At 45.6% G+C, this 15,405-nt stretch carries 15 protein-coding genes; 7 read left to right on the top strand and 8 right to left on the bottom strand.

Annotated features, from left to right (window positions below):
- Positions 1 to 26 precede the first annotated feature (26 nt).
- From HRR27_RS09585 to glcF, 3 genes are read left to right on the top strand one after another with little or no spacing between them, the layout of a single operon-like run.
- Positions 27 to 1,463: an FAD-linked oxidase C-terminal domain-containing protein gene (locus HRR27_RS09585; RefSeq protein WP_173273208.1), complete on the top strand. Its 1,437-nt coding sequence runs from the start codon at positions 27 to 29 to the stop codon at positions 1,461 to 1,463.
- Positions 1,463 to 2,431 (top strand): FAD-binding protein, encoded by a 969-nt coding sequence (locus tag HRR27_RS09580; protein ID WP_173273205.1) that lies wholly within the window; start codon positions 1,463 to 1,465, stop codon positions 2,429 to 2,431. The genes HRR27_RS09585 and HRR27_RS09580 overlap by 1 nt, the downstream gene beginning before the upstream one ends.
- 5 nt (positions 2,432 to 2,436) lie before the next feature.
- The gene (gene glcF, locus HRR27_RS09575; RefSeq protein ID WP_173273202.1) at positions 2,437 to 3,642 is read left to right on the top strand and encodes a glycolate oxidase subunit GlcF; all 1,206 of its coding nucleotides are present in this window, start codon (positions 2,437 to 2,439) and stop codon (positions 3,640 to 3,642) included.
- On the opposite strand, the gene coaE is transcribed toward glcF, so the two are convergent.
- A complete protein-coding gene (gene coaE, locus HRR27_RS09570; RefSeq protein ID WP_173273199.1) occupies positions 3,632 to 4,282 on the bottom strand; it encodes a dephospho-CoA kinase in 651 nt (216 codons plus the stop codon). The two genes, glcF and coaE, sit on opposite strands and share 11 nt — an antisense overlap.
- Positions 4,283 to 4,343: 61 nt before the next feature.
- On the opposite strand from coaE, the gene HRR27_RS09565 reads away from it, so the two are divergent.
- Both HRR27_RS09565 and grxD read left to right on the top strand, forming a co-directional pair.
- Positions 4,344 to 6,167 (top strand): N-acetylglutaminylglutamine amidotransferase, encoded by a 1,824-nt coding sequence (locus tag HRR27_RS09565; RefSeq protein ID WP_173273196.1) that lies wholly within the window; start codon positions 4,344 to 4,346, stop codon positions 6,165 to 6,167.
- 137 nt (positions 6,168 to 6,304) lie between these two features.
- Positions 6,305 to 6,655, top strand: a complete 351-nt coding sequence (grxD, locus tag HRR27_RS09560; protein WP_173273193.1) for a Grx4 family monothiol glutaredoxin — start codon at positions 6,305 to 6,307, stop codon at positions 6,653 to 6,655.
- A 69-nt stretch (positions 6,656 to 6,724) separates the two neighbouring features.
- Here grxD and rnt read toward each other — a convergent pair whose 3' ends face one another.
- The gene (rnt, locus tag HRR27_RS09555; RefSeq protein ID WP_173273190.1) at positions 6,725 to 7,384 is read right to left on the bottom strand and encodes a ribonuclease T; all 660 of its coding nucleotides are present in this window, start codon (positions 7,382 to 7,384) and stop codon (positions 6,725 to 6,727) included.
- A gap of 3 nt (positions 7,385 to 7,387) precedes the next feature.
- Positions 7,388 to 8,689: an amino-acid N-acetyltransferase gene (gene argA / locus HRR27_RS09550; RefSeq protein ID WP_173273187.1), complete on the bottom strand. Its 1,302-nt coding sequence runs from the start codon at positions 8,687 to 8,689 to the stop codon at positions 7,388 to 7,390.
- A 110-nt stretch (positions 8,690 to 8,799) separates the two neighbouring features.
- Here argA and ilvD point away from each other — a divergent pair, with 110 nt between their 5' ends.
- Positions 8,800 to 10,656 carry a dihydroxy-acid dehydratase gene (gene ilvD / locus HRR27_RS09545; protein ID WP_173273185.1) on the top strand — a complete coding sequence of 619 codons (1,857 nt, stop codon included), beginning with the start codon at positions 8,800 to 8,802 and terminating at the stop codon, positions 10,654 to 10,656.
- A gap of 37 nt (positions 10,657 to 10,693) precedes the next feature.
- Entirely contained in the window at positions 10,694 to 11,098 is a 405-nt protein-coding gene (locus tag HRR27_RS09540) for a TerB family tellurite resistance protein (protein ID WP_173273182.1), read from the top strand.
- A gap of 297 nt (positions 11,099 to 11,395) precedes the next feature.
- Here HRR27_RS09540 and soxA read toward each other — a convergent pair whose 3' ends face one another.
- The 5 genes from soxA to HRR27_RS09515 all read right to left on the bottom strand — a co-directional run bounded on the left by soxA (position 11,396) and on the right by HRR27_RS09515 (position 15,285).
- A complete protein-coding gene (gene soxA / locus HRR27_RS09535; protein ID WP_173273179.1) occupies positions 11,396 to 12,226 on the bottom strand; it encodes a sulfur oxidation c-type cytochrome SoxA in 831 nt (276 codons plus the stop codon).
- 92 nt (positions 12,227 to 12,318) lie between these two features.
- On the bottom strand, positions 12,319 to 12,630 hold the full coding sequence (gene soxZ / locus HRR27_RS09530) for a thiosulfate oxidation carrier complex protein SoxZ (protein WP_173273176.1): 312 nt from the start codon (positions 12,628 to 12,630) through the stop codon (positions 12,319 to 12,321).
- Positions 12,631 to 12,694: 64 nt separating this feature from the next.
- Positions 12,695 to 13,165 (bottom strand): thiosulfate oxidation carrier protein SoxY, encoded by a 471-nt coding sequence (gene soxY, locus HRR27_RS09525; protein ID WP_173273173.1) that lies wholly within the window; start codon positions 13,163 to 13,165, stop codon positions 12,695 to 12,697.
- Between the two features lie 45 nt (positions 13,166 to 13,210).
- Positions 13,211 to 13,588: a sulfur oxidation c-type cytochrome SoxX gene (soxX, locus tag HRR27_RS09520; protein ID WP_243830820.1), complete on the bottom strand. Its 378-nt coding sequence runs from the start codon at positions 13,586 to 13,588 to the stop codon at positions 13,211 to 13,213.
- A 185-nt stretch (positions 13,589 to 13,773) separates the two neighbouring features.
- Positions 13,774 to 15,285, bottom strand: coding sequence for a M48 family metalloprotease (locus HRR27_RS09515; protein ID WP_173273170.1), 1,512 nt, complete (start codon positions 15,283 to 15,285; stop codon positions 13,774 to 13,776).
- Between the last annotated feature and the right edge of the window lie 120 nt (positions 15,286 to 15,405).

Below are 15,405 nucleotides of genomic sequence, written 5' to 3'. Positions count from 1 at the left end.
GCCGTTGCCACTTACAAGAGATAAAAATGTCCGTTATTGAAGCACTAAAAAATGCGTTGCCGAAAGCCTCGGTATTAGCGACGGAGGAGCAATGTCGACCGTATGAGTGTGATGCGCTTTCGGCCTATCGGGAGAAGCCGTTGGCGGTTGTCCTGCCGGAAACCGATGATCAGGTTAAGCAGGTTTTGCGTATCTGTAAAGCGTATCAGACCCCAGTGATTACACGCGGTTCAGGCACTGGTTTAGCTGGTGGAACCCTGCCGTTGAAAAACGGTATTGTGTTGGGCTTGTCAAAGTTGAATAAGATTTTAAAAATCGACCCTTTGCAGCGCATTGCCGTGGTTCAGCCAGGGGTGCGCAATATCCAGGTCTCGGAAGCCGTTCGCCAGTATGGTCTTTACTATGCGCCAGACCCGTCATCGCAAATTGCTTGTTCAATTGGCGGTAATGTGGCTGAAAACTCGGGGGGCGTGCATTGTTTAAAATATGGTTTGACGGTGCATAACGTCAATTCGCTGCGCGTGCTGAATATGGATGGCGAAGAGTATATTTTTGATGAAAAAGATGATGGTGTCGATTTGCTGGCAATGCTGAATGGATCTGAGGGGTTGTTGGGCGTCATTGTCGAAATAAAGCTTAAGCTGTTGCCTAAACCAGAAGCCGCGCAGTTGGTGATGGCTGCGTTCCAATCGGTCAATGAGTGCGCCGAAGCGGTGACGGCGGTTTTAAAACAGGGAATTATTCCTGCGGGTTTGGAGATGATGGATAAGTTTTCGATTCAAGCGGCAGAAGATTTTGCGCAGGTGGGTTATCCAACTGAAGCCGAGGCCTTATTGCTGTGCGAAGTGGATGGCAGTCACGACCAGGTACAAGTTGATGCTAAGCGCGTGGCGGATATTCTTACCGCTGAAGGAGCTTATAAAATTATCGTTTCGCAAAATGAGCGCGAACGGGTGGCGCTATGGCAAGGACGCAAAAATGCCTTTCCTGCTGTCGGGCGTTATTCGCCGGATTATTATTGTATGGACGGCACCATTCCGCGCAGCAAGTTGGCGTATGTATTGGAAGAGATTGCCAAGCTATCGAAAAAGTACGGATTACGTGTGGCGAATGTGTTCCATGCCGGTGACGGCAATCTGCATCCGCTGATTTTATACGATGCGAATAAACCGGGTGAGTTGGCGCAGACAGAGAGATTTGGCTGCGATATTCTCAATCTGTGTGTCGATGTTGGCGGTACGATTACCGGTGAGCATGGGGTCGGTGTCGAAAAGCTAAATTCGATGTGTCACCAGTATCAAGGGGCGGAACTTGAAATTTTTCATGGCATCAAAGCGGTGTTTGATGACACTGGGTTACTCAATCCCGGCAAGGCCGTGCCAACGCTTCACCGTTGTGCCGAGCTGGGGCATATGCACGTCCACCATGGCGAATTGCCATTTGCGCATTTGGAGCGTTTTTAATGCAGCAACAATTTAATCAGATGGCTGAACAGATTAAAGAAGCCGCCGTCGACCAAAAAACCTTACAAATTGTCGGTGGTGGTTCCAAAGTCCCGCTTAAAAACGATGCGGAACTTTTGTCTATGGCGGCCTATTCGGGCGTGCTTTCGTATGAGCCGTCTGAATTAGTGATTACGGTGAGAGCCGGTACAACGCTAAGCGAATTGCATCAAGTTTTGGCTGAAAAAAATCAGATGGTTGCGTTTGAACCACCTGAGTACGGTAATTCAACGATTGGTGGTACCTATGCTTGTGCGTTGACCGGACCGGCAAAGCCGTTTCGTGGTAAGTTGCGCGATTATGTGTTGGGCACCAAACTGCTGGATGGACAAGGACGTGAATTGAATTTTGGCGGCAAGATGATTAAAAATGTTGCGGGCTATGATGTATCGCGGATGCTGGCTGGTTCGAAAGGGTCTATGGCATTGGTAACCGAACTTAGTTTGAAGGTCGTGCCATTGGTGGAGGAGGTTACCTACCGTATTGAGATGCCGGAGTGCGATGCGATTGTGCTGATGAATCAGATGGCGGGGACGTCTTTGCCCTTGTCTGGTTCGGCCTATTACCGCGGTTATTTTTATTATCGTGTTATGGGCGCGCACCCAAAACAGACCAATCGCGTTGGGGTTGAAGCGGTCGATAATTCAATATGGCAAATCTTAAACCCATTTAAACCTGTTTTACAGCCAGGGCAGAAGTTATGGCGCTTGGATGTGGAAAGCACCAATCCATGTATTGACGGTACCTTGGCGGTTGGCATGGGAGGCACTCGTCGCTGGATTTCGAGTAAAAATAAACCTGAACACCCGTATGTGACCTTATGGGACGACCGCTTCTTACCGCGTCATAACGATGGTAAGGGGGTTAAAAAGATTAAGCAGGGTTTAAAGAAAGTCTTTGACCCGCATCACGTTTTTAAAGATTTGTAACCGCTATGCAGACCCATTTACCTGAAGATTTATTGGCCACAGAACAGGGCAGGACAGCCGATAAAATTTTGCGCAGTTGCGTGCATTGTGGCTTCTGCCTTTCTGCTTGCCCAACCTATGGGATTTTAGGCGACGAATTGGATTCACCTCGCGGGCGCATTTATCTCATTAAAAGCGCTTTAGAGGGAAACCCGGTTTCTGCAAACAGCTTGGTACATTTAGACCGTTGCTTGACGTGTCGAGCTTGTGAAACCACTTGCCCATCTGGAGTCGAGTATGGACATCTATTGGATATTGGACGAGACGCGGTTGAGCAAGCTTGCCCGCGTAATCCTTGGCAGCGTTTTGTGCGCTATTCGGTTCGTAAAAGTTTAACCACTCCTTGGTTGTTTAATACGGTACTGAAATGCTTGCCGTTTTTACGTCACTCTAATGCGTTGAAGTTTTCAGTTGCCGAGTTGGCATTACAGCAGCAGTTGCAAGACCGTGCCGATGCCTTGCAGAAATCGATATTGTTGATTGCCGGCTGTGTTCAGCCGGCCTTAGCGCCGAATATCAATCAGGCGACCATTAAGGTGTTGAACAAGTTGGGCTTTCATGTGCTGCAAACATCGCAGTCGCAATGTTGTGGGGCGATTGAGCATCATCTTTCTGGGCATACAGCGGCCTTGCGTCAAATTAAAGCCAATGTGGATGCGTGGTGTGATTATTTAGACCAAGGCGCACAGGCGATAATTTCCAATGCCAGTGGTTGTGGAGCCATGGTCAAAGAGTATGCGCATCTGTTGCGGGATGATGTCGAGTATATTGAAAAAGCACAAAGAGTGGTTGCTGCGACCTATGATATTTCTGAATTTTTATTGCAGCAGGATTTATCCAGTTTGACCCATTATGATAATCAGAAAATCACATTTCATTCGCCCTGCACTTTGCAACATGGTCAGAAGTTACAAGGGGTGGTCGAGAAAACGTTACGTAAATTAGGTTATCGTGTCAGTCCGGTGCAAGATTCGCATCTGTGCTGTGGTTCGGCGGGCACCTATTCATTTTTCCAACCTAAACTCTCTAAAGAATTGCGCGCGCAGAAATTACAAAGTCTCTTGGAAAAAGAGCCGGAAGTGATTGTCACAGCCAATATCGGCTGTTTAATGCATTTGCAGAAGGGTACGAAAACTCCGGTAAAACATTGGATCGAGTTATTCAGTGATTAGGGCGAGCTTGTTGCGCGTCTATGTTTTCTTTCAATAGGCGCGTAATTTCAGCTTCCAACTCGGCTAGGCCGTTTTCATTATTAATAACTTTATCGGCATAGGTTAATCTCTGTTGGCGGCTTGCTTGGTTAGCCAGAATGTTGTTAATTTGCTCAACGCTGGCGCCGTCCCGCTGGCTAGCACGGGCAACTTGTGTTTCTCGAGAACAATCCAGTACCCAAATCTCATCCAAATAGCTTGGCTTGCAGCCGGTTTTCAAGATTCCTTCAACCAGTAATGGAATTGCCACCAGTAAATAGGGGGCGTTATAGCGCGCATCTTGTTGATAGCCGCGAATTTGTTGTTGGGTTTGTGCTTGAATCAGTGGATGCAATATCGCTTCCAGTTTCTGTCTTGGCGCTTGGTCATTTGGGTCGGCAAAGATTTGCTGGCGTAGCGCGGCGCGATTCAGTGAACCGTCTTGCTGAAGAATCGATGTGCCAAATTCAGCAATCACGGCGGCTAAACCTGGTGTCTTTGGGGCAACGACTTGTCTGGCAAGCTGATCGCTATCAATTGTGGCGATGCCATGTTTGCGGATTAATGCGCAAAAAGTGCTTTTTCCGGAGCCGATGCCGCCGGTCAGTCCAATGACTTTCATTGTTTATGCCTTGGGTGAAATTGTTACAATAACGACACTCATTTTAAAGGAGCCAGAAGGTATGTGCGGCATTTGTGGTGAAATTTATTTTAACGGGCAACAGGCAAGCGCACAGCGTTTAGCGCCGATGTTGGCAAGTATGCAACAGCGAGGCCCGGATGACGAAGGCATTTGGTTGGATGGCCACGTTGGTTTGGGACACAAGCGTTTAGCGATTATTGATTTGTCGTCTGGCGGACATCAGCCGATGCTCGATCAAGAACTGGCACTGGTGTTTAACGGCTGCATTTACAATTATGTGGCATTGCGCGATGAATTGATCGAGTTAGGGCAGAGTTTTCACTCGCATTCTGACACGGAAGTGATTTTAAAGGCCTATCGCCAATGGGGCATGGAGTGCGTTAATCATTTTGAGGGGATGTTTGCCTTTGCCATTTGGGATGACCATCAACAACAGCTATTGATGGCGCGAGATCGTATTGGCATCAAGCCTCTTTATTATTCGATGGTTGAAGGCGGTCTGCGTTTTGCCTCAAACACCCAAGCACTGTTGGCGACCGATGGGATTGATACCGGAATTGATCCGATTGGTTTGCATTTTCAGCTGACTTTGCACGCGGTAATTCCCGCACCACATACCATTTTAAAAGGGATTCGCAAACTCGAGCCGGGACACTGGATGGTCATTAATCCAGATGGGCAACTATTTAAAAAGCAGTATTGGCATCTAACTGCGCAACGCCCTAGAAGCGCGACCTTTAAAGGTCAAGCAACTCCGCAAAACGAAGAGCAATGGGTAGAGGCCATTCATCAAGCGCTCAAACAGGCTGTGCATAAGCGTTTAACGGCTGCCGATGTGCCGGTTGGTGTTTTGTTGTCTGGCGGATTGGATTCGAGTCTACTGGTGGCGATGTTAGCGGAGGCTGGTGTTGCAAATATCAAAACGTATTCGATTGGTTTTGAAGATGCACCGGAAGAAAAGGGCAATGAGTTTGAGTTTTCCGATATGGTTGCCGAGCGCTATCATACGCAACACAAAAAATTTCATATTGCTAACGAGACCGTCCTTCCTAGATTACACGAGGCGGTTGCGGCGATGTCCGAACCTATGGTCGGACAAGATGCGGTTGCCTTTTATTTGCTTTCTGAACAAGTGGCTAAAGAAGTGAAAGTTGTGCTTTCTGGACAAGGTGCGGATGAGGTCTTTGGCGGTTATTTTTGGTATCCCTTAATGGCGGAAGCTGGTAAAAACATTGATGGACAAGATCCGCAGCAAGCTTTGCAGGCGTTTGCCCCTTTCTATTTTGACCGTTCGCATCAAGAGTGGTTGTCGGTGATAAATGAACAGTATCATGTGGGTGATGTCACTGGTGAGTTTGTGGGCGATCGTTTGAGTGAAGGTGGTGCAGATACGTTTTTGGATCAAGTGTTGCGCTTGGATACCACCACTTTGATTGTCGATGACCCAGTAAAACGGGTGGATAATATGACGATGGCATGGAGTTTGGAAGCGCGTGTGCCGTTTTTAGACCATGATTTAGTGGAATGGGCGATGGCCGCGCCGCCGGAATTGAAAACCGGGGGTAAGCATATTTTGAAAGCGATTGGTCGTGGCATGGTTCCCGATGAAATAATTGACCGTCCGAAAGTGGCCTTTCCTATGCCGGCGTTAAAATATGTACGCGGTGATTTTTATCAGTTTATGAAAGGATTGTTGACTTCTCCAGCAGCGCAAAAACGCGGGATTTTTAATCAACAAAAACTGACTGAATTGTTGGATGCGCCGGAAGCGGAAAATGCGTTTACGGCGATTCAGGGTTCAAAATTATGGCACGCCGCCTTGTTAGAGTTTTGGTTGCAAAAACACGTTGATAAAACGCTTTAGGCTGTGTGCCGAATTTTCAATGAGGCTTTGCCCTTGAAAGAAGTTTTTTAGCCCATAGTTACTCTAACTATGAATTTCTATGAAATTAAGTAGAATGGCTACAACCATTAAAAAGTTTTATTTAAAAGGATTATCAGATGGAAAACCTAGACCCAATTGTACAAGAGACTCTGGCACGTATTAACGAGCAGGTGAGTAATAACCCAGTGGTTATTTATATGAAAGGCACGCCACAAATGCCATCTTGTGGTTTTTCAAGCCGCGCTGCGCAAGCCTTAGTCGATACCGGTGAGAAGTTTGCTTTTGTCAATGTACTGGCGGATGCGTTGATTTTTGAACATCTTCCTAAATATCAAGATTGGCCGACTTTCCCGCAGTTATACATTGATGGTGAACTACAAGGGGGGTGTGACATCACGCTTGAGTTGGCTGAAAATGGCGAGTTGAAAAACTTGATGGCTGCTGCGAACGCGAAAGTTGCGGAGTAAGTTCTTTCGCACCCTTTTATAAAAAGCGCCCAATGGCGCTTTTTTTATGCAAAACAGAAGCCCGCTCGATTATTCGACAAGCATTTCGGTTTCGTTAATAATTTTGCAAAACAAGTCTGCAGTCTTCTCGGTGTCGTATACCGCTGAATGCGCCATGGCGTTATCCCATTCAATATCGGCTTTTTCCATCGCTTTAGCGAGTACCGTTTGGCCGTAAGCTAAGCCGGCCAGCGAGACGGTATCAAAAGTACTGAACTGATGGAAAGGGCATTTTGTTTTGCTGCGCTCGGCTGCTGCCAGCACAAAGTTCAAATCAAAAAAGGCATTGTGTCCCACCAAAATAGCGCGAGTGCATTCGGTTGCCTTGATTTCATCATTGATGGGTTTGAACAACTCTTGTAGCGCTTGTTTTTCGCTGACCGCATTACGGAATGGGTGATAAGGGTCTTCCATGCCGATAAATTTTAAGGCGCTGTCTTCTAAATTAGCGCCTTCAAAAGGCAGTATGTTACGGTCGTAAGTCGCCTTACGTTGGAGGCGGCCATACTCATCCATTTCGAGTATGACCACCGCCACCTCTAATAAAGCATCGGTATGCGGATTAAATCCGGCAGTTTCAACGTCCACAACGACGGGCAAAAAGCCGCGAAAACGCTCTTTAATGGTCATCGGAGTGTATTCGTTTTGGGATGGTGCTGCGTTGCTCGCGGCGGATTTCGTTTGGCTCATGAATCAATCTTTATTTTCGGTTTTGAGTGGTTTTATCAATACTTTGGAATTGCGTTGATAATTGTAGAGTTGCTGTTTTTCTTGTGGTAATTCATTCGGTGTGGCCAGCTTAAAACCGTGTTCGATAAACCAGTGATGGGTATGTGTGGTCAGTAAAAACAATTGTGCTAAGCCATGAGTTCGCGCGGTTTTTTCAATTTCTTGTAATAGCTGTTCGCCGAGTTCTTGACCACGATAATCACTGTGCACCGCTAAACAAGCTAGTTCGCCACTGTTTTGGTAATTGGCGTATAGAGCCGCGCAGCCAATAATGCTGCGGTCGCGTTCAATCACGATGAAATTGTGGATCTCCAGCTCTAGGCGTTCTCGCGAGCGTTTCACGAGAACCCCTTTTTGCTCTAAAGGTGCGATGACTTCTAATATCCCGCCAACATCTTCAATAGTGGCCGGACGTATTTGGTGATAGCGGTCGCTGAATATCATGCAACCGGTGCCATCGCGGGTAAAGAGTTCGAGCAGTAAGCTGGACGGGTCTGCGCTATTAATTAGGTGCACTCGGCTAACGCTTTTGCCGAGCTTTTGAATACGCTCAAATAGCTGTTTTGTTTTGATTTCTAAGCTTGGCAGTAGCCCGTGAATTTGGGTTTGGTTTAGCGCCGGCGGTAACGTCGCGTAGCGTTGCGGTTTTTGGAAAATCATTAGTTTATCCGCTTGAAGCTGTTCGGCAATAGCGCACGCTTGCTCAAGAGTGTTGAGGTTAAACACCTCGCCGGTGAGCGAATAAGCAAGGGGTGTCAGCAAAACGATTTGACTGCTATCCAAACAGGCTTGAATGGCATCGCGGTTAATTTTTCGCAATTGTCCAGTGTGCTGAAAATCGACACCGTCTACCACGCCTTTGGGTTGCGCAATCACCCAATTTCCGGAAACCAAGCTGAGGGGTTTGTTTTGCTGATTTGACGCTTGGCAAAATACCGCTTCTAATTGCGAGCGCACTTGCCCGATAATTTGTTGAAAAATCGGAAGCATTTCTAAGGTGGTAATTCGACACTGTTGGTGTTGTTGCCATTGAATCTGCTGTTGCGCTAAAGCGTGGTTGATTTGTTGCGTTGCGCCCATCGCCAATACCAGTTTCAGACCCAAGGTATGCAATAGGGTAATGTCTTTACTGAGACACAGTAAAGCATCGGCATTTTGTAATAAATCTCCGGGGAGGTATATGACACAAGTTTTGCCGCGGTGCTGCTCGATGTAATGCGAGGATTGGCGCAGGCTTTGGATAAAATCTAATTCAGATTGCTGCATGAATGTGCGAGAATAGTTGGAATAATTTTCTAAGTATAACAGTCAAACGGACAAAGTCGAATCTCTATTGAAACAGAGTGCTTGTCGCGTATAAATAAGGAGCCAAATCAATGCCTCAATATCGTTCCAGAACCAGTACTCATGGCCGTAATATGGCCGGCGCACGTGCTCTTTGGCGTGCAACCGGAATGGGCTCGGATGATTTCGGTAAACCGATTATTGCCGTTGCAAACTCATTTACCCAGTTTGTCCCTGGGCACGTTCATTTAAAAGACATGGGACAGTTGGTTGCTCGAGTGATTGAAGAAGCCGGCGGTGTGGCGAAAGAGTTTAATACCATTGCTGTAGATGATGGGATTGCGATGGGGCACGATGGGATGCTGTATTCCTTGCCGTCACGTGATTTGATTGCGGATTCGGTTGAATATATGTGTAATGCGCATTGTGCCGATGCGTTGGTCTGTATTTCCAACTGCGACAAAATTACCCCTGGAATGATGATGGCTGCAATGCGTCTGAATATCCCGACCATTTTTGTAACCGGCGGGCCGATGGAATCAGGTAAAACCGTGTTAGGTGGTGTTGAAATCAAATTGGATTTGGTTGATGCCATGGTTATGGCAGCCGACAGTAACTGTTCGGATGAAGACATTGAATCGGTTGAAGTTTCGGCGTGTCCAACTTGTGGTTCTTGTTCTGGGATGTTTACCGCCAACTCGATGAACTGCTTAGCAGAGGCCTTAGGGATTGCTTTGCCAGGTAACGGTTCAACTTTGGCTACTCATGCAGACCGTAAACACCTATTTGAAGAAGCGGGTCGTCGTATTGTTGAAATGGCGAAAGCTTATTATGAAGATGATAACGCAAACGTGTTACCGCGTTCGATTGCTACCTATGAAGCCTTTGAAAATGCGATGGCAATTGATGTTGCCATGGGTGGTTCAACCAATACAGTATTACATTTACTTGCGATTGCTAAGGAAGCGGAAGTTAATTTTACGATGGCCGACATGGATCGTATTTCGCGCCAGATTCCGTGTCTGGTGAAAGTTGCGCCGAACTCAAAAATTTTCCACATGGAAGACGTCCATCGTGCTGGCGGGATTATGCGTATTTTAGGTGAGTTGGATCGTGGCGGTTTAATCAACCGTGATGTGCCAACTGTTCATGCCTCTTCAATGGGCGCAGCTATTGAGTTATGGGACGTCCGTCGTACCGATAATGAAGCGGTGCATAAATTCTTCCGTGCGGCACCGGGTGGTGTGCGCACAACGGTGGCTTTCAGCCAAGACAAGCGTTGGAAAACGGTCGATGTCGATCCTGTTGCAGGATGTGTGCGTGATTTGGAACATGCTTATACCGTTGAAGGCGGTCTTGCTGTCCTGTACGGCAATATTGCACTGGATGGTTGTATTGTTAAAACAGCCGGCGTTGATGAGGAAATTTTTAAGTTTTCTGGACCCGCTCGTATTTATGAGTCACAGGATTCAGCGGTTGCCGGCATTCTTAATGATGAAGTCAAAGCCGGAGATGTGGTAATTATTCGTTACGAAGGGCCTAAAGGCGGGCCTGGAATGCAAGAGATGCTTTACCCGACAAGTTACCTAAAGTCCAAGGGTTTGGGTAAAGAGTGTGCGTTGTTAACCGACGGGCGTTTCTCTGGAGGGACGTCTGGTCTATCAATCGGTCACGCTTCACCAGAAGCGGCAGAGGGCGGTAACATTGGTCTGGTCGAAAACGGCGATATGATTCATATCGATATTCCAAATCGCACCATTAACGTTCAGTTAACCGATGAGCAACTGGCTGAACGTCGTCAGGCGATGGTAACTAAGGGGCGCGCGGCTTGGAAGCCGATTGAAAATCGTCCACGTCACATCACGCCTGCGCTGCGTGCCTATGCTGCTATGACGACAAGTGCGGCATTTGGTGCGGTACGTAACGTCGATCAGATTGAACACAATTAATTCTAGAAAATAACAGGAACTTGTAAGGAGTTGCACGATGTTTGCCGATCAATTAACCCAAGAACAGCGCCAGGTCGTGTTTGATCTTGCAGCGAATTTAGCTGCTGCCGATAACGATATTTCAGAAGAAGAAGTGCAATACTTGAAAGACTTTAGTGATGCTTATGGTATTGAATATGATTTAGACAAGGGCGATTTGAATATTGATAAAGCCTTGAGTGTCTTAGATAGCAAAAAAGCACGCGTTATTACGTTACAAGAGTTGATTAAACTTTCCTATAAAGATGGTCACTTTGGTAAAGAAGAACAAGACAAAGTATTGTTACTGGCTCAGAAAATGGGCTTGAATAATACCGAGTTTTTAATGCGTATCGAAGCTTGGGTACGCCAAGGATTTGATTGGGTCTTTGAAGGCGAGCAAATGCTTGGTGAAGATGACTGATTGTTGATCGCAAGTTATCTGTTCTCTAGTAATGATTAAAAACCGGCTTACGCCGGTTTTTAATTTTCGGCATGTAAAATCACGTCATTGTTGAGGCTTTCGTTTTCAGACAAGAAGTTAAATGCGAAGGGAGAGCGAGAGCATTATCCTCTAAAGAAAAGCGTTATCCGACTTAGCGATAGAGCACAATAATCAACTATTTCGATGTTTGGCAAGTCTGTGTGGGTGGCGGGTGCGCGGAGGTGTAAAAACAAAAAAGCCCGATTAAATCGGGCTTAAATGGAGGATAAATTTTTATTATTGACGGTAACCAGGACCATTGATGTCCAAGCCATTTGATGTATAGGCTTGGAAGAATTCTAGGTTACGATATTCTTCACTTTGTGGTTTAAACGGTTTTGCACGCATGTTCTCATGGCATCCACCGTAGCGACGGTGAAGTGTGCCTAATTCTTGCCATTTAGCACGGAACACAGGGAAATGCGTAGTATGACCTAGTGCCGGTGATAACAAGTCAGCACGAGCGTAACGTCCTGAATTATAGGTGTGACATTTAGCACAAGAAAGTCCCAACTGGCCGATTGGCTTCAGGTACATATCTCGGCCTTTGTTATAAGCTGCTTTAGCGCCTTCAGACTCAATCTTGACGTCAACTTTTTGACCACGAGATTGGAAAGCGAAATAAGCGCTTAGATTGGCAATGTCACCTTTTTTGTATTTAAACGCTTTTAAACCGGCGTTTTCACGACAAATATTAATTGCCCATTCAAGCGTTACAACTTGTTGGGTTTTTTCATCAAAATAAGGATAGTGTGAACGAACATTTGATGGATCATCACCAAAACATTTCTCGTACACGGCTTTATCCTGTTCATACAAAGCTTGCCCTGCATCAACAGAATCTAAATAGGGAGGGAATTCTTCAACAGATTCCCATTGTGAGCGCTTATCAGCACTGTAAACATAGCCACCGTCTTTGTAATCTTCAAAGGCGATTTTTGGGCTTTTTGCTTTGAAATAATCAACAATCTGTTGACGATCTGTTTCCGGATCAACTGCCATTGCCGCTGGGCTGATGGCCGCTATAGACATACCTAGAGCCAAAGCGCTTAGTAGAGTCTTTTTCATTCCAATCCTCCTAATTCGAGAGCTATTATTTTTATTATTATTTTTTTTAAAAGGCGCCCAGCAAGCTAGACGCCTTTAACAGTCAATCTAAATTATTTTAGAGTGATTGTTTCTTCACCAGTGTCACCAGTGTTGTCTTTAAGAACAACTTTGATGGTATCACCAGCGTTAGCTTTTACTTTAACAGCCATGTATGGGTTAGCTGAAACTGCACCAGACCACTGAGAAGTAATTGCATCAGCGCCGTTTACAGAAATGGTAACCATGTCGATGTACTTAGCTGGGTAAGGCTTACCAGTAGCTTTGTTCATACGAACACCTGATTCCATTGGGTGCTTGATTAGAGCTTTGATCTCAGCAACACCAGCTTTTGATGCACCACGCATACGGATATTGATAGCCATGTTATTTCCTTTTCGTAAATTCTTTAAATCGTTATCGTTAAGTAATCAACTTAGTGGTGGGGGATTAGCCTCCACAACCACCGATAGTTACTTTAACTTCTTGTTCAGTTTTAAGAAGTTTGCCACCAGCATTAACGATAGCGATAACGTTCATTGTTTCACCCATTTTGATACGAGTAGAAACGAAACCTACAGCACCCGCAGCGAAAGTATATTCACAAACCATCGGGATTGGGTTTTTGCTAGCTAGAATAGAGATTGACTCTACGCCGTCGATTGCAGAAGCATCAACTTCAACTGGCGTTACCGCACCGTTTTCTGCAATTGCTGGTGCTTTCAATTTAATGTCACCAGAAGCTGCGGTTGCAGCAGAACCGTATACAGCTGATACTGCGTCATCAATTGTTTTAGCAGTAAATGCTTTAGTGTTCCAGTCAGCAGCAAGAACAGTGCTAGGTGTTAATAGACCAGCGTTTACAGCAACAGCTGCAGCACCAGTGGCTAGAGTACCTTTAAGGAAAGATCTACGTTTCATAAGGTTTAAAACTCCCGGTTAAGGTTTAATAAAAATTTTATTGTTTTACAGTGTGTAGATGTAGTCTACGATTTTTCGAATTTCATCATCAGATAAGATTCCGTGAGAACCGAATTCTGGCATCATACTGTTAGGTACTTTCATTGCATCTGGAGTACCCCAAACTTTGTTGTACAACTTTTGCTTATCAGGGTAGCGCAATTTCATTGCAATCAGCGCTGGACCGATATTACCAGGTTGGGCGCCATCACCTGCCATATGGCACGCAAGGCAGTTACCTTTGGAACGGCTGAAGGCAAGCTTCTTACCTTCCTCAACATCGGAAGCAGCTGGTTTATCTGCTGCTTGAACGCTAACTGGCGCTGTCATTACGGCACTTGAAATGGCCAAAGCAGTCAACAGTTGCTTCATTTTAGAATTCATTATTCTTCTCCTCCAAAAGTGTCTTTCGACGTCCCCATTATATGTTGGGTTTTATTTTTTAGAGCGCGTTCCCGCCCTTAGGGATGTAAGCTTACTCAGTTAGTTTTTAAACGCAAGGAATTTAATGGTTATTCCTATAGCAATATTTAATCAAGTAGTAATAAAAATTTATATGGTAAGCGTCTTTAATTATTTTTGGATGGTTTACGTATTTTATCTTGATTCTGGGCTTTGAAATAATTGATTTGTTGTGCTATACCCTCCTTGTTTTGTTCATTTAGACGTTCTGCTTGCTCAATAAAGTGCAACGCTCTGGAGTAATTACCAATAGCAAGCTGGGCTTGCGCTTGATAGTAATTTGCCAATGCTTGTTTTCCGGCATTATCGGCGAATTGTGCCAGATAATTATTCAGCGTGAACTGGTTAGATTCTTGTTGTAAGCCTTGTTGTAAAACCTGCATCGCTTGTTCGGGTTGATGCAATGTATTGAGTAGTTCGGCATGGCGGATACGCACCGCTAAATTGCCTGGCCAAATATCTTGCTGATATTCGATTAGCTGTTTTATTGTTTTTACATATTCGTTTAATGTGTTTTTGGCATTGCGGCTTGAGAACTGCATCAATCGTTCAACCAAAAGGGTGCTGTATAGTGGCTGCATCATGTTTTTTTCAGCGGCGTTCACTAAGCATTTTAATTTTTCGGCACTGCTGTTTAGCTGTGTTTGATGAAATGTGTTGCCGAGTTCTTGTAAGTTGTCTAAGTAACAGCGCTCATCTGCGCTGAGTGTTTTGCGAGCCACTTGATTAAGTTGCTTGTTGAGCGCGGCAATCCGTAATTTAATTAAAGTTAAATCGTTGGGGGTGTTGCGGATGATGAAGGGCGGCATAACTTGCGCTCGACTTTCTGCGGCCGCTAAACGGTTTAATGTGACCGGATGCGTGCGTAAAATTTCCGGTACTTGTAATGCGTTAAATTGACTTTCTTTCGCCAGCTTGCCAAAAAAAGCGCCCATTGCATGTGGGTCATAGCCCGATTCGTAGAGAATTTGAATGCCGACATTATCGGCTTCTTTTTCATGTTCGCGCGAGTTTTTCAGTTGGTCTTCCATATTTAAACCCATGCCGCCCATCAACGTCGCCACACCAGCATTTGGGTTGGCCATGCCCACTAAAATGGCCGCAATTAAAGTTGCAAAACTATTCAACGTTCCTTGGGTGCTGTTGTACTCATAGGTACGCGAGAGATGTTGTTGGGTTACGTGCGCAATTTCATGGGCGATGACAGATGCGAGTTCGTCGGCAGTTTCGACTTTGGCGATTAGGCCTGTGTGAATTCCAATAACCCCATTGGGGCCCGCAAAGGCGTTGATACTGTCGTTATTAATTACATAAAAACTAAATTCGCGCTGTTGCCCGCTATGGCTGGCAATTTGATAGCTCATTTGGCGAATGTAATTCAGTGTTTCAGGATCATTAATCAAGTCAAACTGTGTATGTAGCGCTTGAGTGAACGCGCGTCCTAGTTGTTGTTCAGTGGCGCGATCGTACTCGACTAAATCTGGCGCGCCTAAATCCGGTAAATTATTGATGGCTTGCGTTGCACTCAACGGCATACACAGTAAACTTGCACTTAACCAAGTTGTTAAAGAGCGCTTGTAAAGTCTGTCTTTTAGACGTTTGCGGTGAGTTGTTTGCATTACGGCAGAATACCTTTATTCTCGGTGGTGGCCAGCGTAAACAGGATTCGTTTGCTGGTTTATAATTGCCACACTATAAAGAATCTGCTTTACGCTTGGCAACTGAATAAGCGTTTTTTA

The sequence above is a fragment of the Thiosulfatimonas sediminis genome (assembly GCF_011398355.1).
In the GTDB taxonomy this organism is placed as follows: Bacteria; Pseudomonadota; Gammaproteobacteria; order Thiomicrospirales; family Thiomicrospiraceae; genus Thiomicrorhabdus; species Thiomicrorhabdus sediminis_A.
This window is presented reverse-complemented; position numbering and strand designations above follow the sequence as displayed.